Below are 23,744 nucleotides of genomic sequence, written 5' to 3'. Positions count from 1 at the left end.
GAGCAACCGATGAAATTGATGAAGTCGACGGTTTCCTTAACGGTTTCTCTACCCGCCCCAGGCGATATCCGTCATTGGTTTTTCAGGTAACGCCATTGGCTGGGCGGTAATGCGTAAGGTCGTCATCGGAGCAGCGAGAACGGGTTGGGCGAAGGCGGCTTTGATCGTCGGCGCCCTGGCGCTCGCCGGTGTGGCCGTCGCGACCGTCCAAGGCCCCGCGCCGGCCGCCGGCGTCCAGAAGGTCCGCTTCGGCGGCGACCGCGCCGAGACCCGAGTCGTCATCGACCTGGATCGCGCGGCCGTGGGCAAGCTGATCGGCGACGGCGCCGCGGCCAGCCGGGTCGTGGTGGGCCTGCCCAACGTCACGGTTTCCGGCGACCTGCAGGGCGCGGGCCATGGCCTGGTCGACCGTTGGGTGATCGACGAGGCCGCCGGCGGCGCGCGCCTGTCGCTGGATCTTTCCTCCAAGGCCGTGGTCAAGCGTCGCTTCCTGCTGCCGCCCGCCGACGGCGCGACCGCCTTCCGCTATGTGATCGACCTGGCCGCCGCCGATCCGGCCTCGGCCGGCGCGTCGGTGATGCGCCCGACCACCGTCTCGACCCCGGCCAAGCCCGCGACGCTGAAGCTGAAGAAGACGATCGTCATCGACGCCGGCCACGGCGGCAAGGATCCCGGCTCGGCCGGCGCCAACACCAACGAGAAGGACGTCACCCTGGCCGCGGCCAAGGCGCTGAAGACCAAGCTGGAGAAGTCCGGCCGCTTCATCGTCGTGCTGACCCGCGACACCGACACCTTCATCCCGCTGGAATCGCGCGTGCAGATCGCCCGCCGTTCGGACGCGGACCTGTTCATCTCGCTGCACGCCGACTCGGGCCCCGACGTCGGCACCCGCGGCGCCAGCGTCTATACCCTGTCGGAGAAGGGCGCCGAGCGCGCCGCCCGGGTGCTGGAAAAGGACGACTGGCTGATGAAGGCCAGCCTGCCGGGCCGCGACCGCGCCGTCGGCCAGATCCTGCTGGACCTGTCGCAGCGCGCCACCAAGAACCGGTCGGCCGCCTTCGCCGAGACCCTGCTGGAGAAGGTCGGCGACGAGACCGTGCTGCTGCGCCGCAGCCACCGCGACGCCGGCTTCATCGTGCTTCTGGCCCCGGACGTGCCGGCCGTGCTGCTCGAGATGGGCTTCATGACCAATCTCGAGGACGAGAAGCTGCTGAAGAGCTCGCAAGGTCGCGAGCGGCTGATGAACGCCGTGGCCAGCTCGATCGAAACCTACTTCGCCGCCCAGACCCGGATCAGCGCTCGCTAAGGTCGGGACTCTTGAGTTTCCAGGGCGGAAACCCCGCCCTTCGACAAGCTCAGGGTGAGGTTTCTCACCTGCCTGCGCGTGTATCTGGTCCTCGTCCTGAGCCTGTCGAGGGACGAGGACCACGCAGGGCGTCGGCAGAAACTCCAACCGCACGAAGTTGGCGCCTCGCCCGATGCGGGTTACAGCCATCCTCTGGATGATTTGAGCGTGCGCGCGTTGCGCCGCTCGACGGAGGCCGTGTGGACTTGAAGCCCGCCGAAAGATGGATCGCCATAGCCGGCGTCGCGGTGCTGTCGACGATCGCGGTGGCGGGGTTCGCCATCGCCATCTACGCCGCGTGGCTGTTCCACGACATGCCCGACGCCGGCGAACTGCAGGACTATCGCCCGCCGACGGCGACGCGCGTCTATGCCTGGGACGGCACCCTGATCGGCGAATACTCGAAAGAGCGCCGGATCTTCGTGCCCTACGACCAGATCCCGCCGCAACTGGCCCAGGCCTTCATGGCCGCCGAGGACCGCAACTTCTTCAAGCACGGCGGCGTCGACGTGGGCGGCTTTTCGCGCGCCATGCTCAAGAACGTCGGCAACGCCATGCGCGGCCGTCGCCTGGAAGGCGGCTCGACCATCACCCAGCAGGTGGCCAAGAACGTCCTGTTGACCAGCGACGCCACGGTCGGCCGCAAGTTCAAGGAAGCGATCCTGGCGCGGCGCCTGGAGCAGTCGCTCGACAAGCAGCAGATCCTGGAGCTGTACCTCAACGAAATCTGGCTGGGTTACCGCTCGTTCGGCGTCGGCGCGGCCGCCTACAACTATTTCGGCAAGTCGCTGCCTGAGCTTTCGCTGTCGGAAGCCGCCTATCTGGCGGCCCTGCCCAAGGGGCCCGACAACTACCACCCGATCCGCAACAAGGGCAAAGCCATCGCCCGCCGCAACTGGATCCTCGACCAGATGGCGGACCTGGGCTGGGTCAGCCGCGCCGAGGCCGAGAAGGCCAAGGCCGAGGACCTGGTGGTGCAGCCGGCGCCCAAGCGCGCGGCCTATGCCGACGCCGACTACTTCGTCGAGGAGGTGCGCCAGCGCGGCATGGCCACGCTGGGCGACCGGATCAGCGAGGGCGGCTACTACATGCGCACCACGCTGGACCCGACGCTGCAGACGGCGGCGCGGGCCTCGCTGATGGACGGCCTGGAGAAGTACGACCGTCGCCACGGCTGGCGCGGGGCCTGGGGCCATGTCGAGAGCCTGGACGATGGCTGGGAGAAGGCCGCCCAGGCCAAGCGTCCGCCCTCGGAGCGTCGCGGCTGGCGCGCGGCCGTGATCACCTCGGCCGGCGGCGGCGTGCGGCTGGTCAAGGACGAAGGGGAGGGCAGCCTCACTGGTGAAGACATCGCCTGGGCCAAGGCCGGCAAGGGCCTGAAGGTCGGCGACCTGGTGTTCGTCGAGCAGGTGGCCGGGACCTCGTCCTATCGCCTCAAGCAGGTGCCCGCCGTCAACGGCGCCCTGGTGGCGATCGAACCCTATACCGGCCGCGTGGTGGCCCTGGTGGGCGGCTATTCGTTCTCGCTGTCGAACTTCAACCGGGCGACCCAGGCGATGCGCCAGCCCGGCTCGTCGTTCAAGCCGTTCGTCTACGCCACGGCGCTGGAGAACGGCTACACGCCGGCCAGCGTGATCCTGGACAGCGCCATCACCTTCAAGGGCGCCAACGGCCAGGACTGGAGCCCGGAGAACTACGAGAAGAAGTTCTACGGCGCCCTGCCGCTGCGCAAGGGCCTGGAGCGGTCGGTCAACGCCATGACCGTGCGCCTGGCCCAGGGCGTGGGCATGAAGAAGATCATCGAGATGTCCAAGAAGACCGGCGTGACGCGCGACATGGCACCCGTGCTGGCCATGGCGCTCGGGGCCGGCGAGACGACGCCGTTCAAGATCACGGCCGCCTATGCGCCGTTCGCCAACGGCGGCCGCCGCATCGAGCCGCACCTGATCGAGCTGGTTCAGGACCGCGAGGGCAAGGTGATCTTCCGCGCCGACAAGCGCGACTGCCCGCGCTGCACCGCCGGCTTCAACGGCGACGAGAGCCCGCGCGTCACCGCGCCGGGCGAGCAGGTGATGGACCCGGTCACCGCCTACCAGATCACCTCGATGCTGCAGGGCGTGGTCCAGCGCGGCACGGCCGCCTCGGTCAGCCAGCTGGGCTATCCGCTGGCCGGCAAGACCGGCACCACCAACGAGTACCGCAGCGCCTGGTTCATCGGCTATTCGCCCGACCTGATCGTCGGCGTGTTCGTCGGCTTCGACGACAACCGCTCGCTGGGCGCCGGCGAAACCGGCTCGCAGGACGCCGTGCCGGTGTTCATCGACTTCATGAAGGTGGCGCTGAAGGACAAGCCCAAGACCGACTTCAAGCCGCCGAAGACGGCCAAGTTCGCCATGGTGCGCGGCATCCGCGAGGCCTTCCGCCCGGGCACCGAGCCCAAGGTCGCCGCGCCGACGCCGACCGGCGGGCCGATCTCCTACGGCGACGCCTGGCCCAACGGCCAGCCGACGGGCCAGCCTTCGCCGTCCGACCCGCAGCCCAAGCAACAGCCCAAGACGCCGGACATCAGCGGGCTTTACTAGAACTGTGCGGGGTCCTCGTCCTTCGACAAGCTCAGGATGAGGACCCTGTTTCGGGCCTTGGAAAACCTCATCCTGAGCCTGTCGAAGGACGAGGTTTTCGGCTGAAGAGCAGCCGTTTCCACTTTCGAGCAGCCGGCGCGGTTGCGCTGAATCTGGTGGCGGGCTATCTCCCGCGCCCTTACTTTGTGTCACGGAGCTACGTGATGAGACCGGATGTCGAGGCCGCCGCGGCCGACATCGAGCAGTCCGTTGGACTGCTCAGGAGGCGTCTTTGACTGGGATGTCGCCCTTAGAAAACTCGATGAACTGAACGCGCGGGTCGAAGACCCGACGCTGTGGGATCGTCCGACCGAAGCCCAGGCCGTGTCGCGCGAGCGCGCCAACCTGGCCGCCAAGGTCGAGGCCGTGCAAAGCATCGAGCGCGACGTCAAGGACGCGCTCGAATACGCCGAGCTGGCCGACATGGAGTCCGACGAGGACTCGCTGAACGACGCCCGCGCCCAGCTCAAGGCCATCAAGGAACGCGCCGCCCGCGCCGAACTGGAGGCCCTGCTGTCGGGCGAGGCCGACGGCAACGACGCCTATGTCGAAATCAACTCCGGCGCCGGCGGCACCGAGTCGTGCGACTGGGCGGGGATCCTGCTGCGGATGTATACCCGCTGGGCCAACGCCCACGGCATGACCACCGAGCTGGTCGAAGAGACCGACGGCGACCAGGCCGGCATCAAGTCGGCCACGCTGCTGGTCAAGGGCCCCAACGCCTATGGCTGGCTGAAGACCGAGGCCGGCGTGCACCGGCTGGTGCGCATCAGCCCGTATGACAGCAGCGCCCGTCGCCACACCTCGTTCGCCTCGGCCTGGGTCTATCCCGTGATCGACGACACGATCGAGATCGAGATCAACCCGGCCGACGTGCGCACCGACACCTATCGCGCCTCGGGCGCCGGCGGTCAGCACATCAACAAGACCGACTCGGCCGTGCGCCTGACGCACGCCCCGACCGGGATCGTGGTGGCCTGCCAGTCGGGCCGTTCGCAGCACCAGAACCGCGACGAGGCCTGGAAGATGCTGCGCGCGCGCCTCTACGAGGCCGAACTGCAGAAGCGCGAAGCCGCCCAGCAGGCGCTGCACGACCAGAAGACCGACATCGGCTGGGGTCACCAGATCCGGTCGTACGTCCTGCAGCCGTACCAGATGGTCAAGGACCTGCGGACCAACGTCGAGACCTCCGACACCGCCGGCGTGCTGGACGGCGACCTGGACGCCTTCATGGGCGCCTCGCTGGCCCAGCGGGTCGGCGCGACCCGGGACAGCGCCGAGGCTTGAGGCTTGAGGCTTCGGCGGATGCTGGAAAGACGAACGCCCCGGAGTGATCCGGGGCGTTTTTCGTTTTGGCGGGCCTGGGAGCAGAACCTCGTCCTTCGACAAGCTCAGGATGAGGTTCTGAATGCCGCTTTGGTAACTCGTCCTCACCCTGAGCTTGTCGAAGGGCGAGGACGGCCGGGCCTCAGCCGACCGGCTTGGCCGTAAGCGTCAGGTCAGCGACCGGAGCCGGCGCGACCGCCACCGGCGCGGCCTGCGGAGGCGCCTGGCGCTGGAACTTCAGGCTGCGGCCCTGGAAGAAGGCGCCGGTTTCCATGGCCAGCTGTTCGTGGGTGATGTCGCCGTCGACATAGGCGGTGCCGTAGAGGCGCACCTGCTTGGCGGTGATCGCGCCGACGACGCGGCCGCGGATCTCGACGGCCTCGGCGTAGACGCCGCCCTCGACATGGCCGGTCTCGCCGACGGTGAGGCGGCCGACGCGGACGTCGCCGCGCACCACGCCGTCGATCTGCAGTTCGCCGTCGCCGCTGACGCCGCCCTCGATGGTGATGTCGGCCGAGATCAGCGAGGCCACGCGCGGCGGGGCCTTGCGGACCTGATCGGCGGGGGCCGCGGCCGGAAGGGGCAGGGGCTCGATCTGGACGGGGGTCTTGGACCCCTTAGCCGGCTTGCTGAACATACTCGCCTGCCTTGAGGAAGCGGTTGGGGTTCTGGGCGCGACCATTGACCCAGACCTCGTAGTGGAGGTGCGGGCCGGTGGAGCGGCCGGTGGAGCCCATGGCGCCGACGCGCTGGCCGATGACCACGCGCTGGCCGACGCGCACGGCGATGCCCTGCAGGTGGGCGTAGCGGGTCTTGAAGCCGCCGCCGTGGTCGATCTCGACGGTGTTGCCGTAGCCCGAGCGGACGCCGGTGAACGAGATGACGCCCGGGGCGGTGGCCATGATCGGCGTGTAGAAGGCGCCGGGGAAGTCCAGGCCCGAATGGAAGGCCGGGCGGTGCGTGAACGGGTCGAAGCGGACGCCGTAGCTGCTCGACAGGGCCGGGTTGGCGGTCGGGCGGTTGAACGGCAGGCGCTGGGCCGCGGCGCCGAGGCTGCGCATGTCCGACATGTCGCTGGCGGCGCGGTGGATGCGGGCGGCGAATTCCTCGTCGACGTCCAGCACGGCGGCCAGGGCGCGCGGGTCCTTGGCTTCGATCAGCGGACCGCCCAGCGAGGCGCCGCGGCCGGTGAAGCTGCCGGCGTCGAGGCCGGCCATGCGCATGGCCAGGCGCAGGCGCTCGGCCCGGCTCTTGGCGAAGCCCTCGGCGGCGTCGATCAGGCGCTCCTGGTCCATGCGGGTGGCCTGGATGCGCTCGACGGGCGAGGCGTCGCCGATGGCGGGCTTGCTGACGGCCAGGGCCTGGGCGGCGCCGGGCGCGCCCTTGAAGTCGCTGACCAGCAGGGCCAGGGCCGCGTGGCGCTTCTCGACCGACATGGCCAGGTCGTCGAGCGAGCCGCTGGTGGCCGACAGCTGGGCCACGGCGCTGTTCAGGCGCGCCTGGCGGTCGGCGTTGAGGCGCTCGTAATAGGCCTTCTGCTTGAGGACGACCTGGTCGGTGTTGCTGACGGCCACGGTGTTGACCAGCATGGCCGCGGTGCAGACGCCCATCCACAGCGCCGCGGCGCCGACACCGGCGGCGCAGGCCATCTGCTTGCCCGTGGAAAGCACGTAGCCGCGCATCTCGCCGCCCGAGCGGACATACAGATGGCGTTCCGGAAACAGACCTTCGAGGGTCTTACGTAGGCGGTGAAAATGCGCGATCGCCATACCCAGGAAACCCCCCAGTTTTCAAGGTCTGGGGGATATGCAACGAGAAAGCGGAAATGCGCAAGACTCTTCGCACCTGCGAAGGCGCGGATGGCCAAGTTTCGACCATGAACCTTCGTCGATTAACCCGACATGAACGGGCTGGCTACACGCGACACGGGAGAAGTGGCCGAAAAGCGCGGCTTTGCGGCGCCGGCGCCACAGTGAGGCTCGGCTTCAGCCCTTCAGGCCCTGGGCGGCTTTCAGCACCGCCTTGACGTGGTTGGGCACCTTTACCTTGCGCCAGATTTCGCGGACGACGCCTTCGCCATCGATCAGAAAGGTCGAGCGGTCGATGCCCATATACTTGCGGCCGTACATGCTCTTCTCGACCCACGAGCCGTAGGCCTCGACGGTTTCGCCCAGGGTGTCGGAGCCCAGTTCGACGGTCAGGTCGTGCTTCTTGCGGAACTTGCCGTGGCTGGCGGCGCTGTCCTTGGAGACGCCGATGACCACCGCGCCGGCCTTGGCGAACTCCTCGACCTCGGCCGAGAACTGCAGGGCCTGCGACGTGCAGCCGGTCGTGTCGTCCTTCGGATAGAAGTAGAGCACGACGTTCTTGCCCTTCAGGCCGGCCAGGCTGACGCGGCCGGTGTCGGTGGGCAGGTCGAAGTCGGGTGCCTTGTCGCCGGGGTTCAGCATCGAACTTTCTCCAACATCACGGGCCCAGCGTCAGGGCGTAGAACGCGTCCTCCCGAAGCGACCGAGGCCGCTTCGGGAGGACGATACTTAATAGCTTCGCCGTCCGGTTAAACCGGTTTGACGAGCACGATCTTCTTCTTGCCTTGGCTGAGCTTGACCACGCCGTCGATCAGGTCGGCGTTGGTCACCAGGCGGTCGCCGTCCTTTTCCTGGGCGTCGTTGAGGCGCAGGCCGCCGCCCTGGGCCAGGCGTCGGGCCTCGCCGCGCGAGGCGGTCAGGCCGATGTCGGTGGCCAGCACGGCCAGGGCGACGCCTTCGGCCAGGACCGAAGCGGCGACCTCGACCGTCGGCAGGTCGGCCGACAGCGCGCCCTGTTCGAAGGCCTTCTCGGCGGCGTCGCGGGCGGCCTTGGCGGCCTCCTCGCCGTGGGCCATGCGGGTGGCTTCGTCGGCCAGCACCTTCTTGGCGTCGTTGATCTGGGCGCCCGGCAGGGCTTCCAGCTCGGCGATCTTGTCCAGCGGCAGGTCGGTGAACAGCTTCAGGAAGCGGCCCACGTCGGCGTCCTCGGTGTTGCGCCAGAACTGCCAGTAGTCGTACGGCGACAGCTGCTCGGCGTTCAGCCAGACGGCGCCCGACATGGTCTTGCCCATCTTGGCGCCCGAGGCCGTGGCCAGCAGCGGCGTCGTCAGGCCGAAGGCGGCCTTCTGGTCGACGCGGCGGGTCAGTTCGACGCCGTTGAGGATGTTGCCCCACTGGTCCGAGCCGCCCATCTGCAGCACGCAGCCGTACTTGCGGTTCAGCTCCAGGAAGTCGGTGGCCTGCATCAGCATGTAGTTGAATTCGAGGAAGGTCATCGGCTGCTCGCGCTCGAGCCGCAGCTTGACCGAGTCGAAGGCCAGCATCCGGTTGACCGTGAAGTGCACGCCGTAGTCGCGCAGGAACTGCACGTAGCCGAACTTCGACAGCCACTCGTCGTTGTCGACCATGATGGCGTCGGTGGGACCGTCGCCGAAGGTCAGGAACCTGGCGAACACCTGCTTGATGCCGGCGATGTTGGCCTGGATGTCGGCGTCGGAGAGCAGCTTGCGGCTTTCGTCCTTGCCGGTGGGGTCGCCGACCTTGGTCGTGCCGCCGCCCATCAGGACGATCGGCTTGTGGCCGGCCTGCTGCAGGCGGCGCAGCATCATGATCTGGATCAAGCTGCCGACGTGCAGGCTGGGCGCGGTGGCGTCGAAGCCGATGTAGGCGGTGACCACGCCGCCGGCGGCCGCCGCGTCCAGTTCGTCCGGGTGGGTGATCTGGTGGATGTAGCCGCGCGCCTGCAGGGTCTTGAGGAATTCGGACTTGAAGCTCTGCGGCGCGGACATGGCTCGACTCTCTGTATCGCTGGTCCGCGCGTCTAGCACGGGCGGGGCGGTCTGTGGCGAGGGTTTCATCGATAGTCTCCTTGAAGGCTGTGCGCCGGAGACGTCGTCTTGAAGGGAGAGGGACGCATCGCCGGCCAGGTGGCGGTGCGTCGACATGACCGGTCGTGCGCCCGCTAGATCAGCGGGCGGTAATAGGCTCGGGTTTGGAGGGCCTTGGCGGTCATGGGGCCTAGCTACCCGAGGCGGGCCGTGGCAGTCAACGTCGCCATGCGCATTCTCGGATTCATGACCGGCACCTCGCTCGACGCCGTCGACATGGCGGTGCTCGACACCGACGGCGAGGCGATCCAGGGCTTTGGCCCATCGGGCGAGCGCAAGCTGCGCGAGGAAACCCGCACGCTGCTGCTGGAAACCACGCGCCAGGCCCTGGCCTGGAAGCGCGGCGAGGCCGAGCCGGCCATCTTCGACGAAGCCCGCCGAGCGGTGGCGGAAGAGCATTTCCACGCCGCCGAGAGCTTCCTGGCCGAGCATGGCCTGGCCTGGGGCGAGTTCGACCTTTTGGGCGTGCATGGCCAGACCGTGCTGCACGAGCGCCCCACGGCTGAGCGTGTTGGCAGGACTGTGCAACTGCTCGACGCCGAGCGCCTGGCGGCCCTGAGCGGCCGGCCGGTGGCCTTCGACTTCCGCACCGCCGACGTGGCGGCCGGCGGGGAGGGGGCGCCGCTGGCGCCGATCTATCACGAGGCTCGGGCCCGCGCCTCGGGCCTGGCCGCGCCGGTGGCGGCGCTGAACATCGGCGGGGTGGCCAACATCACCCTGATCGGCGCGGACGGAACCCTGCTGGCCTTCGACACCGGCCCTGGCAACGGCATGATCGACCTGATGCTGCAGGAGCGCGGGCTTGGCCGTTTCGACGAGGGCGGCAGGCTGGCGGCGGCGGGGCGGGTGGACGAGGCGGCGCTGAGCGGCCTTCTGGCCAGCGCCTATTTCGCCGCCCCGGCGCCCAAGTCGCTGGACCGCTACGACTTCTCGCTGGAGGCCGTGGCCCACCTGTCGGCGCAGGACGCGGCCGCGACCCTGGTGGCCTTCACGGCGGCGGCCGTGCTCAAGGCCTTCGACAAGAACGACGCTCCGCCCAGCGCCCTGATCGTCTGCGGCGGCGGGCGGCACAATCCGCGGATCATGGCGGCGCTGGCGCAGCGGGTTCCCGTACCGGTGAAGGCGGCCGAGGACTACGGCTGGCGCGGCGACGCCATCGAGGCCGAGGCCTTCGCGTATCTCGCGGCCCGCACGGCGCGGGGGCTGCCGATCAGCTTTCCGGGGACGACGGGGGTGAAGGCGCCGATGACGGGCGGGAGGATCGTGGTTCCTTGATCCTACGGGAGGGGCGATCCCCATAACCGTAAAATCCCCGCGAAAGCGGGGACCCAGGCTTTTTCTGCAACCCGCCGCGCTCGACGATAAAACACCTGGGTCCCCGCTTTCGCGGGGATTTTACGGAAGGCAAAGAGCGGGCGCGAGCGCGAGCGCCAGCGCTAGTGCAGCTTCAGCCGCCCCGCCACGCGCTGCTGCAGCAGCCGCGCCAGGGCCAGGGTGATGGTCTTGCCGACGCCGAGGATGGCCTTGTGGTGGGCCAGGTGCAGCGAGACGTAAAACCACTTGGCCACCAGGCCCTCGATGAAGAAGTTGGGACCGCCCAGCCCGCCCATCAGGGCGCCGACGCCCTTGTTCTCGCCCAGCGACACCAGCGAGCCGAAGTCCTTGTAGACGTAGGGCTCCTCGACTCGCGCCTGGCGCAGGCGGGCCAGCAGCACCTTGGCCAGGTAGCTGGCCTGCTGGTGGGCGGCCTGGGCGCGGGCGGGCACCAGCTTGCCGTCCTTCCACGGGCAGGCGGCGCAGTCGCCCAGGGCCCAGATCCCCGGGGCGGACGTCTCCAGGTGGTCGTCGACCACGAACTGGTTGAGGCGATTGGTCTCCAGGCCGAGCTCGACATTGCTGTCGGCGGCCTTCACGCCGGCGGCCCAGACGATCAGGTCGGCGGGGACCTCGCCGACGCTGGTCTCCAGCCGGTCGGGATGGACGGCGATGACCTTGGCGCCGGTGCGCACGCGCACGCCCTTGCGCTCCAGGGCGACGGTCGCCTGGGCCGAGGTCTTTTCGGGCAAGCCGCCGAGGATGCGCGGGGCGGCCTCGACAATGGTGATGTCGAGGCGGAAGCGCTGCTCGACGCCCAGGCTTTCCAGCAGTTCGCGATGGGCCTCCAGCAGTTCGGCCGACAGCTCCACGCCCGTGGCCCCGCCGCCGACGATGGCCACGCCCATGGTGCGTTCGGGCGCGAACGAGGCCTTCATGAAGGCGGCCAGCAGTCGGGTGTGGAACGCTTCGGCGTCCTCGGTGCGCTCCAGCAGGTGGGCGGTCTCGGCGCCCGGCGTGCCGAACAGGTTGGAGCCGCTGCCGATGGCGATCACGCCCCAGGTGAAGGTGATCGAGCGCTCGGGCACCAGCACCGCGCCGTCCTTGGTGGTGATGGCCTTCAGCGTCAGGCGCTTGGCGACGGGGTCCAGGCCCGACAACTCGCCCAGGTGGAAGCTGAAATGATTGGCGCGGCCCAGGATCGGGTAGGAGAGCCCCTCCTGGTGAACGTCGAGCGTGCCGGCGGCCACTTCGTGCAGGCTGGGCTTCCAGATGTGGAAGCCGGAGCGGTCGATCAGCAGGATCCGCTCCTTGCCCGCGCGACGGCCGAGCTTGCGACCCAGCTGGGCGGCCAGCTCCAGTCCGCCCGCGCCGCCGCCGACGATCACGATGTCGTAGTGCATGGCCGGCGATCTCCGCTGATAGCGATACCTGCGGTCTTAGAACTTTGCGGCGGGGCTGTCTCGCAGTTGCGAAGGGGGAGGTGTCCCTGGGGGCGGATTTGTTGTCGGCCTCTCCTCAGTTGCTTCCCTAGGCCTTGTGCCTAGGGCCCATGTCGGCGGCGGCTCAGATCGTGGGTGTGCCTTCTGGGCCTGAGCGGCGGAACGATGGGTCCTCGGCACAAGGCCGAGGAAAGCAAAGTAGGGTGTCGGCTGGGAGTGGGGCGAAGTCCGGCGCCCCAAACAAAAAGCCCGCCCTCGTCGCCGAGAGCGGGCTCTTCGAAACCGATAGCCTCCAATCCCTACGGGATCGGGTTGGCTTCCAGGCGCTTGTCGATGTAGCCGCCGACCGTCTGCTCGACGAAGGGCAGGTGCTCAGCCCAGAAGTGGGTGGCCTTGTCGACGACTTCGTAGTCGATGACGATGCCCTTCTGGGTGCGCAGCTTGGAGACCACGCGCTCGACCTCGACGGGCGGCACGACGGTGTCGGCGCCGCCGGTCAGGATCAGGCCCGAGGCCGGGCAGGGGGCCAGGAAGCTGAAGTCGTACATGTTGGTCGGCGGCGACACCGAGATGAAGCCGTCGGTTTCGGGGCGACGCATCAGCAGCTGCATGCCGATATAGGCGCCGAAGCTGTAGCCGGCGACCCAGGTCTGGGCGGCGGCCGGGTTGTTGGCCTGCAGCCAGTCGAGCGCGGTGGCCGCGTCGGCCAGTTCGCCGATGCCGCTGTCGAATTCGCCCTGGCTGCGGCCGACGCCGCGGAAGTTGAAGCGCAGGGTCGCGAAACCACGCTTCATGAACAGGTGGTACAGCTGCACCGACACCGGGTGATTCATGTGGCCGCCGGCCTTGGGGTGCGGGTGCAGGATCAGCGCGATGGGCGCATTGTCGGTCTTGCCCGGCGAATAGCGGCCTTCGATACGGCCCGCGGCGCCAGTCAAAATAACGTCAGGCATTCAGATCCCCGTCACGAGTTGGGGCGTCGGGGGCCACGCCATTCGCCGCGAAGGGCGCATGGAATACTTGACCGCCGCGCTTGGTCTTCTTACATCCGCATCGCGCGCAGCGCCCTTGCCGGGCGCGGCGCGAAGTCGCGGCTTGTAGCATACGCAAATGCGGTTGCGCGGGGAATCTGCAAGGGAGAGCGCCGGATGCGCCTGAGCACGAAGGGACGTTACGCCGTGATGGCCATGACCGACCTCGCCCGTAAGCAGGACGAGGCGGAAGGTCGCGCGGTGGCTTTGGCCGAGATCGCCGCCCGCCAGCAGATCTCGCTCTCCTATCTCGAACAGCTTTTCGCCCGCCTGCGCCGCAAGGGCCTGGTGGTCAGCGCCCGCGGGCCCGGCGGCGGCTATCGCCTGGCGGCCGAGGCGCGCGCCACCCGCATCTCCGACATCGTCATGGCTGTGGACGAGCCGCTGCGCGCCACCCGCTGCGGCGTCGGCAAGAGCGGCCACAAGGGCTGCATGGCCGGCGGCGCCAAGTGCCTGACCCACGACCTCTGGGAGGAAATGGGCCGGCAGATCCATTCGTACCTGGCCTCGGTGACCATCGCCGACGTGCTGGAAGGGCGCCTGCGGCCGGAGGCGAAGGTCGCGGCGTGACCAGCAAGCCCGCCATCTATCTGGACTACAACGCCACCGCCCCGATCCGCCCCGAGGCGCGTGAGGCGGTGCTGCGCGCCTTCGAGCTGGCCGGCAATCCAAGTTCGGTGCACGCCTTCGGCCGCGCCGCCCGCGACGTGGTCGAGAGCGCCCGCAAGCAGGTGGGCGAGCTGGTCGGCGTGGTCGCCGGCTCGGTCACCTTCGTCAGCGGCGGCACGGAAGCCAATGCGCTCGCCATCGAAAGCGCCGTCGCCTCGGGCGTGAAGCGCCTCGTGGTCAGCGCCATCGAGCACGACGCCGTGGTCGAGACGGCCGCCGCCAGCGGTGTTTCCGTCGCGGTGCTGCCGGTCGACGCGCACGGCGTGGCCGACCTTTCCAAGCTTCCCGACCTGCTGGCGGGCGAAGGGCGGACGCTGGTCTGCCTGATGCTGGCCAACAACGAGACCGGCGTGATCCAGCCGATCGCCGAAGCCAGCGCGATCGTCCGCGCGGCCGACGGCCTGCTGCATGTCGACGCCGTGCAGGCGGCCGGCAAGATCGGTATCGATTTCTCCGCCCTGGGCGCCGACACCCTGGCGCTTTCGGCTCACAAGATCGGCGGGCCGCAGGGCGTGGGCGCCCTGGTCGCCGGCACGCGGGCCAATGTGGTGCGTCGCCAGCATGGCGGCGGCCAGGAGCGTGGCCGCCGTGCGGGCACCGAGAACGTCGCCGGGATTTCCGGGTTCGGCGCGGCCGCCTCGGCGGCTCTGCGGGACTTGCCCCTGGCGGCCGATCAGGGCATTTGGCGCGACGCCTTGGCCCAGCGGGTCAAGGACGCTGGCGGCGTGGTGCTCGGGGAGGGCGCTGATCGCCTGCCTCAAACTCTCTGTCTGGCCGCCGAAGGCTTCGCCTCGCAGGTCCAGGTCATGAACCTGGATCTCGCCGGGGTGATGGTCAGCGCCGGCAGCGCCTGCTCGTCGGGCAAGGTCAAGGCCAGTCGCGTGGCCCTGGCCATGGGCCGTACCGATCTCGCCCCCTTCGCGCTGCGTGTCAGCGGCGGCTGGGCGAGCACGGAAGCGGATTGGATTGTGTGCGGCGACGCCTGGCTCGCCGCCTGGAAGCGTATCGGCGCACGGCGCCGGGAGGTGGCTTGATGGCCGCGGTCAAGGAAACGATCGACACCGTCGCAGCGCTCGAGAAGTACGAGCACGGCTTTACGACCGATATCGACCAGGAGTTCGCCCCCAAGGGCCTCTCCGAGGACATCGTGCGCTTCATCTCGGCCAAGAAGGACGAGCCGGAGTGGATGCTGGAATGGCGTCTGGAGGCCTATCGCCGCTGGCTCGAGCTTGAAGAGCCGGACTGGGCCAAGGTCAGCTATCCGAAGATCGACTACCAGGACACCTACTACTACGCCGCGCCGAAGACCAAGGAAGGGCCCAAGAGCCTGGACGAGGTCGATCCCGAGCTGCTGGCCGTCTACGAGAAGCTGGGCATCCCGCTGAAGGAGCAGGCGGTGCTGGCCGGCGTCGAGGGCGCGCCTCGCTACGCCGTGGACGCGGTGTTCGACAGCGTCAGCGTCGTCACGACCTTCAAGAAGGAGCTGGCCCAGGCCGGGGTCATCTTCTGCTCGATGAGCGAGGCGATCCGCGAGCACCCGGAACTGGTCAAGCAGTACCTGGGCAGCGTCGTGCCGACCTCGGACAACTATTTCGCCTGCCTCAACAGCGCGGTGTTCTCGGACGGCTCGTTCGTCTACGTGCCGCCGGGCGTGCGCTGCCCGATGGAACTGTCGACCTATTTCCGGATCAACGCCAAGGATTCCGGCCAGTTCGAGCGCACCCTGATCATCGCCGACAAGGGCGCCTACGTCTCGTACCTGGAGGGCTGCACGGCCCCGATGCGCGACGAGAACCAGCTGCACGCGGCCGTGGTCGAGCTCGTCCTGCTGGACGACGCCGAGATCAAGTATTCCACCGTCCAGAACTGGTACCCGGGCGATCCGGAGACCGGCAAGGGCGGCATCTACAACTTCGTCACCAAGCGCGCCGACTGCCGCGGGGATCGTTCGAAGGTGTCGTGGACCCAGGTGGAGACCGGTTCGGCCATCACCTGGAAGTATCCGTCCTGCGTTCTGCGCGGTGAAGGCTCGTCGGGCGAGTTCTACTCGATCGCCGTGACCAACGGCCATCAGCAGGCCGACACCGGCACCAAGATGATCCACCTGGGCGCCAATACGAAGTCGCGGATCGTCGCCAAGGGCATCAGCGCGGGCAAGTCGACCAGCACCTATCGCGGCCTGGTCTCGGCCCACCCCAAGGCCAAGGGCGCGCGCAACTTCACCCAGTGCGACAGCTTGCTTATCGGCAAGACCTGCGCGGCCCACACCGTGCCCTACATCGAGGCTCGCAACGGCCAGTCGGTGTTCGAGCACGAGGCGACCACGACGCGCCTGTCGGACGACCAGCTGTTCTATTGCCAGCAGCGCGGGCTTAGCCAGGAGGAGGCCGTGGCCCTGCTGGTCAACGGCTTCGTCCGCGACGTGCTGCAACAACTGCCCATGGAGTTCGCCGTCGAGGCCCAGAAGCTCGTGGCGATTTCTCTCGAAGGATCCGTCGGTTAAATGCTTTCGATCAACAATCTCCACGCCCGCGTCGAAGACAAGCCGATCCTGAAGGGCGTCACGCTCGAAGTGCCGGCCGGCGAGGTGCACGCCATCATGGGTCCGAACGGCGCCGGCAAGTCGACGCTGTCCTACGTTCTGTCGGGTCGCGGCGGCTATGAAGTGACCGAGGGTTCGGCCAGCCTGAATGGCGAGGATCTGCTGGAGCTGGAGCCCAACGAGCGGGCCGCCAAGGGCGTGTTCCTGTCGTTCCAGTATCCGCTGGAAATCCCGGGCGTGCCGGCCCTGACCTTCATCCGCACGGCCGTCAACGCCCAGCGCCGCGCGCGCGGCGAGGACGAGATCGCCGCCCCGGCCTTCCTGAAGCTGGCCAAGGAAAAGGCCGCCTCGCTGAAGATCGACTTCGAGATGCTCAAGCGCGGCCTGAACGTCGGCTTCTCGGGCGGCGAGAAGAAGCGGATGGAAATCTTCCAGATGGCGATGCTGTCGCCGAAGTTCCTGATCCTCGACGAGACGGACTCGGGCCTGGACATCGACGCCCTGAAGATCGTCTCGGAAGGCGTCAACGCCCTGCGTAGCCCCGAGCGCGGCATGCTGGTGATCACCCACTACCAGCGCCTGCTCGACTACATCAAACCCGACCGCGTGCACGTGCTGGCCGCCGGCCGCATCGTCGCCTCGGGCGGACCGGAACTGGCCCTGCAGCTGGAAGCCGAGGGCTACGACAAGTACGTCGGGGCCGCCGCCTGATGAGCCTGGCTACCGCACTCAAGACCGGCGACGTCACCGTTCTGCCGTCGCGGCGCGACGAGGACTGGCGCTGGACCGACCTGCGCGGCCTGATCCGCGTGCTGCCCGAGCCTGCGCCCAAGTTCGATGGCGAGGTTCCGGCCGGTCCGTTCGCGGGCCTGACGGACGGCGAGATCCTGTTCGTCAACGGCCGCCACGTGGCCACCAGCGGGCAGGGCGAGGTCATGGGCCTGCGCTTCGTCGCGGCGACGGACAAGGCTTCGCAAAGCGCGTCCTACGCCCTGATGGTCGAGCCGGGCGCGAGCCTGACCCTGCTGGAAAGCCACGAGGGGCGCGCGGCCGGCTACATCTCCGACGTGGCGCTGGACATTGCGGTGGGCGAGGGCGCGAGCCTGACCCGCATCGTGCTGGTCGAGGATGACGCCGAGGCCGTGGACGTCGTCACCGCCCGTGTGGAGCTCGGCGCCGGCGCGACCTTCAACCAGACCGTCCTGACCAGCGGCGCCCGTCGCCAGCGGGTCGAGACCCAGGTGGCGCATCCCGGCGCCCACGCCCAGGTGCGCCTGGACGGGATCTATCTGCTGAACGCCCAGCGTCACGCCGACCAGACCACCGTGGTTACCCACGGCGGCGTCGACGGCGTCACCAGCCAGCTGACCAAGGGCATGGTCGCCGATCAGGCCCGCGGCGTGTTCCAGGGCCGCATCATCGTCGCCGAAGGCGCCGACCAGACCGACGCGCGCATGGGCCACCACGCCCTGATCCTGTCGGACAAGGCCGAGATCGACGCCAAGCCGGAACTCTTGATCTTCGCCGACGACGTCTCCTGCGCCCACGGCAACACCATCGGCGCCCTGGACGAGGAAGCGGTGTTCTACGCCCGCCAGCGCGGCATTCCCGAGCTGGAAGCCCGTGCGATGCTGACGCAGGCCTTCGTCGGCGAGGTGGTCGAGCGCATCGAGCACGACGGCGCCCGCCAGATCGCCGCCGCCTGGGTGGCCCAGCAGCTGGGGCGTGAAGAATGACCGCCGCTTTCGACCTCGACGCGATCCGCGCCCAGTTCCCGATCCTGTCGCGCACGGTGCACGGCAAGCCGCTGATCTATCTGGACAGCGCCGCCAGCGCCCAGAAGCCCGACGTGGTGCTGGACGCCATGACCGGCCTGGCCCGCACCTCGTACGCCAACGTCCATCGCGGCCTGCACACGCTCGCCAACGAAACGACGGAAGCCTATGAAAAGGCGCGTGAAACCATCGCGCGCTTCATCAACGCCGACGTGGGCGAAATCGTCTACACCAAGAGCGCCACCGAGGCGGTGAACCTGGTGGCCGACACCTTCGGGCGATCCTTGAAGGCCGGCGACGAGATCGTGCTCTCGGAGATGGAGCACCACGCCAACATCGTGCCCTGGCACTTCCTGCGCGAGCGCTACGGCGTCGTGCTGAAGTTCGTTCCGGTGCTCGACGACGGCCGGCTCGACATGGAGGCCTATGCAGGCCTGCTGTCGGAGAAGACCAGGATGGTCGCCGTCACCCACATGTCGAACGTGCTGGGCACGGTCAATGACGTGGCGCAGATCGTGCGGCTGGCCCACGCGGCCGGCGCGCCGGTGCTGCTCGACGGCTGCCAGGGCATTGTCCACACCAAGGTGGATGTGAAGGCGCTCGACGTCGATTTCTACGTCTTCAGCGGCCACAAGCTCTACGGTCCCACCGGCATCGGCGTGCTGTACGGCAAGGCCGAGCGCCTGGCCGCGCTTCCGCCGTACCAGGGCGGCGGCGAGATGATCGGCTCGGTCAGTCTCGACAAGATCACCTATGCCGACCCGCCGCACCGCTTCGAGGCCGGTACGCCAGCGATCCTGGAGGCCGTCGGTCTGGGCGCGGCCATCGAGTGGCTGAACACCATCGACCGCGACGCGGCCCTGGCCCACGAGCATGCGCTTTACGAGCGCGTGGCGCAGCGGCTGGAAGGCGTCAACGGCGTGCGGATCCTGGGCACGGCGCCTGGCAAGGGCGCGGTGATGAGCTTCGTCGTCGAGGGCGCCCACGCCCACGACGTGGCCCAGGTGCTGGACCGGTACGGCGTGGCCGTGCGCGCCGGCACGCACTGCGCCGAGCCCCTGATGAAAAGGTTCGGGATGACGTCGAGCGCCCGCGCTTCCTTCGCCCTATATAATACGCCTGCCGAGGCCGACGCGTTCGTGGACGCGCTGGACAAGGCCCGTAGCTTCTTCAGTTGAGCCGATGACCGACCAAGCCCCCGCCGCGACGGCCCTGTCCCAGGACGAGCTGAACCGCCTGACCGACCAGCTGATCGAGAAGCTGAAGACGGTGTACGACCCGGAGATCCCGGTCGACATTTACGAGCTTGGCCTGATCTACAAGGTCGACGTCAGCGACGACAAGGACGTGGCCATCGACATGACCCTGACCGCGCCGGGCTGCCCGGTGGCTGGCGACATGCCCGGCTGGGTCAAGGACGCCATCATGGAGATCGAGGGCATCCGGTCGTGCAATGTCGACCTGACCTTCGATCCGCCGTGGGACTCCTCGCGCATGAGCGACGAGGCCAAGCTGCAGCTGAACATGTTCTAAGGCAGGAGCCCGCCATGGAAGCCGCCGTCAGCCCCCGTCCTCGCCGCCCGCGTCCCAAGGTCGTCACCCTGACCGACGCCGCCGCCGCGCGTGTGAAGGAGATCATGGATAGGGCGGACCAGCCCTATGCCGGCTTACGCGTAGGCGTGAAGAACGGCGGCTGCGCGGGCCAGGAATACGTCTTCGAGTACGCCAAGGAGAAGGGCCCCATCGACGAGGTCGTCGAGGACAAGGGCGTCACCATCCTGATCGAGCCGAAGGCCGTGCTGTTCCTGATCGGGACCGAGATCGACTACGAGATCAGCAAGCTGTCGTCGAAGTTCGTGTTCCATAATCCGAACGAAACCGACGCCTGCGGCTGCGGCGAGAGCGTCACGATCCAGCCTGCGCCCGAGGCGCTGGATTGATCTGGAAGCCGGGCGCCGCCCGGCGCCCATAGAGCGCTATCGTCACGACCGACAGCGCGGCGCTGGCCGCCAGCATCCATAGCCCGGCCGTCTGCGCGCCAATCGGCGCGAGCAACAGGCCAACGCCCAGGAAGTTCAGCGCGATCTTCGGATGCTCAATCGGCGGGTAGTTGAAGTCCTGCCCCGGCAGGGCCTGCTGCAGTCCGGCGACGACGAAGTTGCGCCCGACCAGCACCAGCGGAACGGCGATCCAGGCGCCGGGAAAGGCCTCGGCCGCCATCAGGGCGCCGAGGCTGACCAGGGTCAGCAGCCGATCGGCCAGCAGGTCGAACATCGCCCCGAAGCTGGAGGCCAGGCCGAAGCGCCGGGCGATCCAGCCGTCGAGCACGTCGGTCAGGCCTGCGCCGAGAAACAACGCCACGGCCATCCAGCCGGCGCCGGCCAGCACCGCCCAGGCCAGGAAGGGCAGCGCCAGGATGCGCAAGGCGGTCAGCAGGTTGGCGGCCATTCTTGCCTCCGTGGGCGGTGAGTCATGGCGAGACGCCGCTGACCATGACGACCGCGAGAAAGCCGATGATGAGGGTGATGGGGGTCTGCATCGCGCCGAATATGGCCGCCAGCACGCGAAACTTTCGGGCGAAGACCGTCACGGCGACTGTCGCTGGCAGGATCGACAAGGCGATGAGGAAGGCGGTGTCGATCATCCATTGAGGGCGCGGGAAGTCAGAGGTGGGCCTGGCCTGGAAGGCGAAGCCCCAGGCCAGGCAGATCAGCGCCGGCGCTGAAAGGGCGACCAGCAACAGGGATCGCGTCCTGTCCGCGCCCTGGCCGCGGGCGATCAGGATCGCGGCCAGGGTCGCCAGGCCTTCGATAAGCAGGAAACTTGCAAGGCCCCACATGATATCAGGCCGACAGAGGCTCGGCCTCGGCCGGCTTCTTCTTCGGCGGATCGACCAGCACCGAGGCCTTGACCGGCTCGCCCGTGGCCTGGGCGATCAGTTCGTTGGTGCGGGTCTCGACCGTGGTTTCCAGCAGCTTCATGAACTCGGCCTTCTGCAGGCCCTGGGGCAGGGCGGGCAGGAACTCGACCGTCGCGCGGCCGGGGGTCTTCCTGGCCTCCTGCTGCTTCCAGAAGCAGCCGAGGTTGGTGGCAACCGGCACCACCGGCAGGCCGAAGTCCTGGCTCATGTGATAGACGCCGGTGCGGTAGCGGAAGCGCTCGCCCGGGGCGGCCAGGTGGCCTTCCGGATAGATCAGGATGCGGCGCCCCTCGGCGGCGACCTGGGCGGCGCTCTTGGACAGGGCGGCGCGGGCCTCGGGACCGCCGCAGCTGTCGACGACGATGGCGCCGAACTTCCTGAGGATGTTTCCCAGCAGCGGGAACTTCTCCAGGTGGTCGCCGGTGACGAAGGAAAGGTTGTCGACATTGGCGAACATCACGAACCCGTCGCCCCAGCTGTGGTGCTTGGCGGCGATGATGAAGGCGCCCTTGGGCAGGTTTTCCTGGCCCTTCAGCTCGACCTGGATCCCGGCGAAGACGCGCAGCGCCCACAGCATGCGCCTGGAATAGAGCCGCAGGGCGAAGGTCACCGGGCGGCGGCCCGGCAGCAGGGCCGACAGCGCGGCCGACAGGCCGTAGAAGATCGACAGAACCCAGTAGTAGGCGTTGAACAGCGCGCTGCGCATCGTTCGGTCCTTTGAAGGGCTTGGGCGGGTTGGGATCAGCGGGCCTTGAGCACGGCCAGGACGGCCGCCGTCATCAGCGAAGCATGGGCTGAGAGGGCGTCGTCGCCCAGGCGGCCGTAGGCCTTGTTCTGGGCGGTCTGGGTGATGACGCCGATGGCCATGGCGGCCACCACGCGCGGATCGCCCGGCGGCAGCTCCATCTTCAGCATGGCGTACTTGATGATGGTCTCGACCAGGGTGACCGGGTCGCGGCCGTCGTCCTGGTAGTAGGGCAGGAAGTGGTGCAACTGCAGCAGGTGGAACGAGAACAGGGTCCAGTCCTCGTCGGCGGCCGTGCAGTAGGCCTTGACCAGAGCGGCGGCCTTGGCGGCGACGCCGTGCACGGCGCCGGCCTCGGTCTCGATCAGGTCGGACAGGCGCTTGTGGGCGGCCATGAACAGGCCGATGGCCAGCTCGTCCTTGCTCTTCCAGTGGCGATAGATCGCGCCCTCCGAGACTTCGGCGCGGGCGGCGATCAGCTTGGTCGTGGCGCCGTCGACGCCATGGGCGGCGAAAACCTCGAGGGCGGCGCGTTCGATGCGTGGCTTGGCGCTCATGGACCCGACGTTACCGTAAATGCGCCGATGTGCAAGTAAATGCTCACATACCGTTTGGGGAGATTGACGCAGACGGCGGGCGCGGCCATTCACGGCCATGGTCCAGACGGTTCTGATCTATTCGATGGGCGAGGTGATCGGCGACGGCCTGATCAAGCTGCCCTTCATCGCCGGCCTGCGCGCGGCCTTTCCCGAGGCGCGCATCACCTGGTGCGCGGCCAAGGGGACCACGGTCTATGACGGCCCGCTGAAGCGCGTGGTGGCCGGCTATGTCGACGAGATCCTCAAGGACGGCGTCACCGGCGCGGCCGCGCTGGACGTGCTGCCGTGGGTCAAGCCGTTCGGCGGCCGCACCTTCGACCTGATTATCGACACCCAGGAAAACCTGCGTCGCAGCCTGGTGGCCCGCCGCGCGGCCAGGGGGCGGTTCGTCTCGGCCGCCATGCAGGCCCGCAGATCCGACTGGCCGCCGGCCGTCGTCGATCGGCTGGCGCGGCTGCTGGCCCTGGCCACGGACGGGCAGGGCGCACTGCGGCCGCTGGCCCTGACCGAAACCGACGCCACGGCGGCCGCCGCTGCGCTGCTGCCGGATGGTCCGACCTATGTCGGCCTGGCCCCCGGCGCCGGCGGCCAGGAGAAGCGCTGGCCGCTGGAAAGCTATCTTGACCTGGCCCGCGCCCAGCAGGTGGCCGGGCGCACGCCGGTGTTCTTCTTCGGTCCCGACGAGGCGGCCGATGCGGCGATCGCCCGGACGGAGGTTCCCGGAGCCCTGTTTCCTGAGGCCGACCGCACCGACGGCTTCGCCGGCGTGAAGGGCCCGATCCTGGCCATCGCCCTGGCTGGACGCCTTGCCGCGGCCGTGGCCAACGACGCCGGACCGGGGCACATGCTGGCCGCTGGCGGCGCGCCGCTGCTGTCGCTGCAGCTCAATCGCCGCAAGGCCGTGAAGTTCAAGCCGGCCGCGCAGCGCCTTGAGATGCTGTGCGCCGAGGACTACGGAGAGGGCATGGCCGCCCTGCCGCCCCAGGCGGTGAAGACCGCCCTCGACACCCTGATCGCCGGAGTTTCCTGATGTCCATCCTCGCCCCCATCTCCGCCGGCGAGCTCGTCGACAAGATCACCATCCTGCGCGTGAAGGCCGAGCGCATCGGCGACGCGGCCAAGGAGGCCAATGTCCGCAAGGAGCTGGCCCTGCTGGAAGGCATCGCCGCGGGCGCCCTGACGCCGAGCGCCGAACTGGACGCCCTGACGGTAGAACTGACCGCTATCAACGCGGCCCTGTGGGACATCGAGGACGGCAAGCGCGCCTGCGAGCGCAACCAGACCTTCGGTCCGGAGTTCGTCGAGCTGGCGCGCCGCGTCTACAAGGACAACGACAAGCGCGCGGCCGTGAAGCGCCAGATCAACGCCCTGACGGGCTCGGACATCGTCGAGGAAAAGAGTTACAAGCCGTACTGATTTTTCAGGAAAATCAGATATCTGACTGGAAAACATAAGGGGCGACCGCGTCGAGCGATCGCCCCTTCGTCTTGCGTCCGGAC

24 protein-coding genes and 1 pseudogene are annotated in these 23,744 nt (G+C 68.4%); 14 read left to right on the top strand and 11 right to left on the bottom strand.

The window, feature by feature from the left end; genetic code table 11:
• The first annotated feature begins 109 nt into the window (after positions 1 to 109).
• From ACODR1_RS20010 to prfB, 3 genes are all read left to right on the top strand, one after another.
• Positions 110 to 1,306 (top strand): N-acetylmuramoyl-L-alanine amidase family protein, encoded by a 1,197-nt coding sequence (locus ACODR1_RS20010; RefSeq protein WP_488882024.1) that lies wholly within the window; start codon positions 110 to 112, stop codon positions 1,304 to 1,306.
• 239 nt (positions 1,307 to 1,545) lie between these two features.
• Positions 1,546 to 3,927 carry a penicillin-binding protein 1A gene (locus tag ACODR1_RS20005; protein ID WP_488882023.1) on the top strand — a complete coding sequence of 794 codons (2,382 nt, stop codon included), beginning with the start codon at positions 1,546 to 1,548 and terminating at the stop codon, positions 3,925 to 3,927.
• Positions 3,928 to 4,130: 203 nt separating this feature from the next.
• Positions 4,131 to 5,253, top strand: a protein-coding gene (gene prfB / locus ACODR1_RS20000) for a peptide chain release factor 2 (protein ID WP_488882022.1) whose coding sequence is annotated in 2 segments (ribosomal slippage) — positions 4,131 to 4,199 and positions 4,201 to 5,253 — 1,122 coding nt in all. Because the reading frame shifts where the segments join, the coding sequence is not laid out codon by codon here.
• Positions 5,254 to 5,338: 85 nt separating this feature from the next.
• Here prfB and ACODR1_RS19995 read toward each other — a convergent pair.
• The 5 genes and pseudogenes from ACODR1_RS19995 to tyrS all read right to left on the bottom strand — a co-directional run.
• A pseudogene (locus ACODR1_RS19995) lies at positions 5,339 to 5,434 on the bottom strand (hypothetical protein); the annotation flags it as partial.
• Positions 5,435 to 5,929, bottom strand: coding sequence for a bactofilin family protein (locus ACODR1_RS19990; RefSeq protein WP_101717354.1), 495 nt, complete (start codon positions 5,927 to 5,929; stop codon positions 5,435 to 5,437).
• Entirely contained in the window at positions 5,910 to 7,061 is a 1,152-nt protein-coding gene (locus tag ACODR1_RS19985) for a M23 family metallopeptidase (protein WP_488882021.1), read from the bottom strand. Before ACODR1_RS19985 ends, ACODR1_RS19990 begins: the two co-directional genes overlap by 20 nt.
• Positions 7,062 to 7,277: 216 nt before the next feature.
• Positions 7,278 to 7,742 (bottom strand): peroxiredoxin, encoded by a 465-nt coding sequence (locus ACODR1_RS19980; protein ID WP_116491244.1) that lies wholly within the window; start codon positions 7,740 to 7,742, stop codon positions 7,278 to 7,280.
• A 107-nt stretch (positions 7,743 to 7,849) separates the two neighbouring features.
• Positions 7,850 to 9,178, bottom strand: coding sequence for a tyrosine--tRNA ligase (tyrS, locus tag ACODR1_RS19975; protein WP_488882020.1), 1,329 nt, complete (start codon positions 9,176 to 9,178; stop codon positions 7,850 to 7,852).
• Between the two features lie 198 nt (positions 9,179 to 9,376).
• Here tyrS and ACODR1_RS19970 point away from each other — a divergent pair, with 198 nt between their 5' ends.
• Positions 9,377 to 10,483, top strand: a complete 1,107-nt coding sequence (locus ACODR1_RS19970; RefSeq protein WP_488882031.1) for an anhydro-N-acetylmuramic acid kinase — start codon at positions 9,377 to 9,379, stop codon at positions 10,481 to 10,483.
• 161 nt (positions 10,484 to 10,644) lie between these two features.
• Here the strand turns inward: ACODR1_RS19970 and ACODR1_RS19965 are convergent, their stop codons facing one another.
• Both ACODR1_RS19965 and ACODR1_RS19960 read right to left on the bottom strand, forming a co-directional pair.
• Positions 10,645 to 11,925: an NAD(P)/FAD-dependent oxidoreductase gene (locus ACODR1_RS19965; RefSeq protein WP_488882019.1), complete on the bottom strand. Its 1,281-nt coding sequence runs from the start codon at positions 11,923 to 11,925 to the stop codon at positions 10,645 to 10,647.
• Between the two features lie 338 nt (positions 11,926 to 12,263).
• Positions 12,264 to 12,917, bottom strand: a complete 654-nt coding sequence (locus ACODR1_RS19960) for an alpha/beta hydrolase (RefSeq protein WP_058348333.1) — start codon at positions 12,915 to 12,917, stop codon at positions 12,264 to 12,266.
• Between the two features lie 195 nt (positions 12,918 to 13,112).
• On the opposite strand from ACODR1_RS19960, the gene ACODR1_RS19955 reads away from it, so the two are divergent.
• From ACODR1_RS19955 to ACODR1_RS19920, 8 genes are read left to right on the top strand one after another with little or no spacing between them, the layout of a single operon-like run.
• Positions 13,113 to 13,565, top strand: a complete 453-nt coding sequence (locus ACODR1_RS19955) for an Rrf2 family transcriptional regulator (RefSeq protein ID WP_277795398.1) — start codon at positions 13,113 to 13,115, stop codon at positions 13,563 to 13,565.
• Entirely contained in the window at positions 13,562 to 14,698 is a 1,137-nt protein-coding gene (locus ACODR1_RS19950) for a cysteine desulfurase family protein (RefSeq protein WP_488882018.1), read from the top strand. The genes ACODR1_RS19955 and ACODR1_RS19950 overlap by 4 nt, the downstream gene beginning before the upstream one ends.
• Positions 14,698 to 16,167, top strand: coding sequence for a Fe-S cluster assembly protein SufB (gene sufB / locus ACODR1_RS19945; RefSeq protein WP_116563600.1), 1,470 nt, complete (start codon positions 14,698 to 14,700; stop codon positions 16,165 to 16,167). The genes ACODR1_RS19950 and sufB overlap by 1 nt, the downstream gene beginning before the upstream one ends.
• Positions 16,168 to 16,917, top strand: coding sequence for a Fe-S cluster assembly ATPase SufC (sufC, locus tag ACODR1_RS19940; protein WP_101711973.1), 750 nt, complete (start codon positions 16,168 to 16,170; stop codon positions 16,915 to 16,917). It abuts the gene before it with no gap.
• Positions 16,917 to 17,942, top strand: coding sequence for a Fe-S cluster assembly protein SufD (gene sufD / locus ACODR1_RS19935; protein ID WP_488882017.1), 1,026 nt, complete (start codon positions 16,917 to 16,919; stop codon positions 17,940 to 17,942). The genes sufC and sufD overlap by 1 nt, the downstream gene beginning before the upstream one ends.
• Positions 17,939 to 19,159: an aminotransferase class V-fold PLP-dependent enzyme gene (locus ACODR1_RS19930; RefSeq protein WP_488882016.1), complete on the top strand. Its 1,221-nt coding sequence runs from the start codon at positions 17,939 to 17,941 to the stop codon at positions 19,157 to 19,159. The genes sufD and ACODR1_RS19930 overlap by 4 nt, the downstream gene beginning before the upstream one ends.
• A gap of 4 nt (positions 19,160 to 19,163) precedes the next feature.
• Complete coding sequence (locus ACODR1_RS19925) at positions 19,164 to 19,514, top strand: SUF system Fe-S cluster assembly protein (RefSeq protein WP_488882015.1); 351 nt, start codon at positions 19,164 to 19,166, stop codon at positions 19,512 to 19,514.
• 14 nt (positions 19,515 to 19,528) lie between these two features.
• Positions 19,529 to 19,921 carry a HesB/IscA family protein gene (locus tag ACODR1_RS19920; RefSeq protein WP_488882014.1) on the top strand — a complete coding sequence of 131 codons (393 nt, stop codon included), beginning with the start codon at positions 19,529 to 19,531 and terminating at the stop codon, positions 19,919 to 19,921.
• Here the strand turns inward: ACODR1_RS19920 and ACODR1_RS19915 are convergent.
• The 4 genes from ACODR1_RS19915 to ACODR1_RS19900 all read right to left on the bottom strand — a co-directional run bounded on the left by ACODR1_RS19915 (position 19,887) and on the right by ACODR1_RS19900 (position 22,203).
• Positions 19,887 to 20,429: a CDP-alcohol phosphatidyltransferase family protein gene (locus ACODR1_RS19915; RefSeq protein ID WP_488882013.1), complete on the bottom strand. Its 543-nt coding sequence runs from the start codon at positions 20,427 to 20,429 to the stop codon at positions 19,887 to 19,889. The genes ACODR1_RS19920 and ACODR1_RS19915 overlap by 35 nt on opposite strands.
• Positions 20,430 to 20,451: 22 nt before the next feature.
• On the bottom strand, positions 20,452 to 20,721 hold the full coding sequence (locus ACODR1_RS19910; RefSeq protein ID WP_488882012.1) for a hypothetical protein: 270 nt from the start codon (positions 20,719 to 20,721) through the stop codon (positions 20,452 to 20,454).
• A 103-nt stretch (positions 20,722 to 20,824) separates the two neighbouring features.
• A complete protein-coding gene (locus ACODR1_RS19905; protein ID WP_488882011.1) occupies positions 20,825 to 21,607 on the bottom strand; it encodes a lysophospholipid acyltransferase family protein in 783 nt (260 codons plus the stop codon).
• Positions 21,608 to 21,642: 35 nt separating this feature from the next.
• Positions 21,643 to 22,203, bottom strand: a complete 561-nt coding sequence (locus ACODR1_RS19900) for a TetR/AcrR family transcriptional regulator (RefSeq protein WP_488882010.1) — start codon at positions 22,201 to 22,203, stop codon at positions 21,643 to 21,645.
• A gap of 97 nt (positions 22,204 to 22,300) precedes the next feature.
• On the opposite strand from ACODR1_RS19900, the gene ACODR1_RS19895 reads away from it, so the two are divergent.
• On the top strand, positions 22,301 to 23,275 hold the full coding sequence (locus tag ACODR1_RS19895) for a glycosyltransferase family 9 protein (protein WP_488882009.1): 975 nt from the start codon (positions 22,301 to 22,303) through the stop codon (positions 23,273 to 23,275).
• The gene (locus tag ACODR1_RS19890; protein ID WP_277795408.1) at positions 23,275 to 23,661 is read left to right on the top strand and encodes a DUF6165 family protein; all 387 of its coding nucleotides are present in this window, start codon (positions 23,275 to 23,277) and stop codon (positions 23,659 to 23,661) included. The genes ACODR1_RS19895 and ACODR1_RS19890 overlap by 1 nt, the downstream gene beginning before the upstream one ends.
• Positions 23,662 to 23,744: the final 83 nt, after the last annotated feature.

The sequence above is a fragment of the Caulobacter sp. FG7 genome (genome assembly GCF_057808875.1).
The sequence above is the reverse complement of the archived record's forward strand: the minus strand, read 5'-3'. Positions and strand labels throughout refer to the sequence as shown.

What these genes read in the sequence shown, in the direction of transcription:
- ACODR1_RS20010 (WP_488882024.1), top strand. Translation starts at nt 110, where the DNA reads ATGCGTAAGGTCGTCATCGGAGCAGCGAGAACGGGTTGGGCGAAGGCG.
- ACODR1_RS19990 (WP_101717354.1), bottom strand. Translation starts at nt 5,929, where the DNA reads ATGTTCAGCAAGCCGGCTAAGGGGTCCAAGACCCCCGTCCAGATCGAG.
- ACODR1_RS19985 (WP_488882021.1), bottom strand. Translation starts at nt 7,061, where the DNA reads ATGGCGATCGCGCATTTTCACCGCCTACGTAAGACCCTCGAAGGTCTG.
- ACODR1_RS19980 (WP_116491244.1), bottom strand. Translation starts at nt 7,742, where the DNA reads ATGCTGAACCCCGGCGACAAGGCACCCGACTTCGACCTGCCCACCGAC.
- tyrS (WP_488882020.1), bottom strand. Translation starts at nt 9,178, where the DNA reads ATGAAACCCTCGCCACAGACCGCCCCGCCCGTGCTAGACGCGCGGACC.
- ACODR1_RS19970 (WP_488882031.1), top strand. Translation starts at nt 9,377, where the DNA reads ATGCGCATTCTCGGATTCATGACCGGCACCTCGCTCGACGCCGTCGAC.
- ACODR1_RS19965 (WP_488882019.1), bottom strand. Translation starts at nt 11,925, where the DNA reads ATGCACTACGACATCGTGATCGTCGGCGGCGGCGCGGGCGGACTGGAG.
- ACODR1_RS19960 (WP_058348333.1), bottom strand. Translation starts at nt 12,917, where the DNA reads ATGCCTGACGTTATTTTGACTGGCGCCGCGGGCCGTATCGAAGGCCGC.
- ACODR1_RS19955 (WP_277795398.1), top strand. Translation starts at nt 13,113, where the DNA reads ATGCGCCTGAGCACGAAGGGACGTTACGCCGTGATGGCCATGACCGAC.
- sufB (WP_116563600.1), top strand. Translation starts at nt 14,698, where the DNA reads ATGGCCGCGGTCAAGGAAACGATCGACACCGTCGCAGCGCTCGAGAAG.
- sufC (WP_101711973.1), top strand. Translation starts at nt 16,168, where the DNA reads ATGCTTTCGATCAACAATCTCCACGCCCGCGTCGAAGACAAGCCGATC.
- sufD (WP_488882017.1), top strand. Translation starts at nt 16,917, where the DNA reads ATGAGCCTGGCTACCGCACTCAAGACCGGCGACGTCACCGTTCTGCCG.
- ACODR1_RS19930 (WP_488882016.1), top strand. Translation starts at nt 17,939, where the DNA reads ATGACCGCCGCTTTCGACCTCGACGCGATCCGCGCCCAGTTCCCGATC.
- ACODR1_RS19925 (WP_488882015.1), top strand. Translation starts at nt 19,164, where the DNA reads ATGACCGACCAAGCCCCCGCCGCGACGGCCCTGTCCCAGGACGAGCTG.
- ACODR1_RS19920 (WP_488882014.1), top strand. Translation starts at nt 19,529, where the DNA reads ATGGAAGCCGCCGTCAGCCCCCGTCCTCGCCGCCCGCGTCCCAAGGTC.
- ACODR1_RS19915 (WP_488882013.1), bottom strand. Translation starts at nt 20,429, where the DNA reads ATGGCCGCCAACCTGCTGACCGCCTTGCGCATCCTGGCGCTGCCCTTC.
- ACODR1_RS19905 (WP_488882011.1), bottom strand. Translation starts at nt 21,607, where the DNA reads ATGCGCAGCGCGCTGTTCAACGCCTACTACTGGGTTCTGTCGATCTTC.
- ACODR1_RS19900 (WP_488882010.1), bottom strand. Translation starts at nt 22,203, where the DNA reads ATGAGCGCCAAGCCACGCATCGAACGCGCCGCCCTCGAGGTTTTCGCC.
- ACODR1_RS19895 (WP_488882009.1), top strand. Translation starts at nt 22,301, where the DNA reads ATGGTCCAGACGGTTCTGATCTATTCGATGGGCGAGGTGATCGGCGAC.
- ACODR1_RS19890 (WP_277795408.1), top strand. Translation starts at nt 23,275, where the DNA reads ATGTCCATCCTCGCCCCCATCTCCGCCGGCGAGCTCGTCGACAAGATC.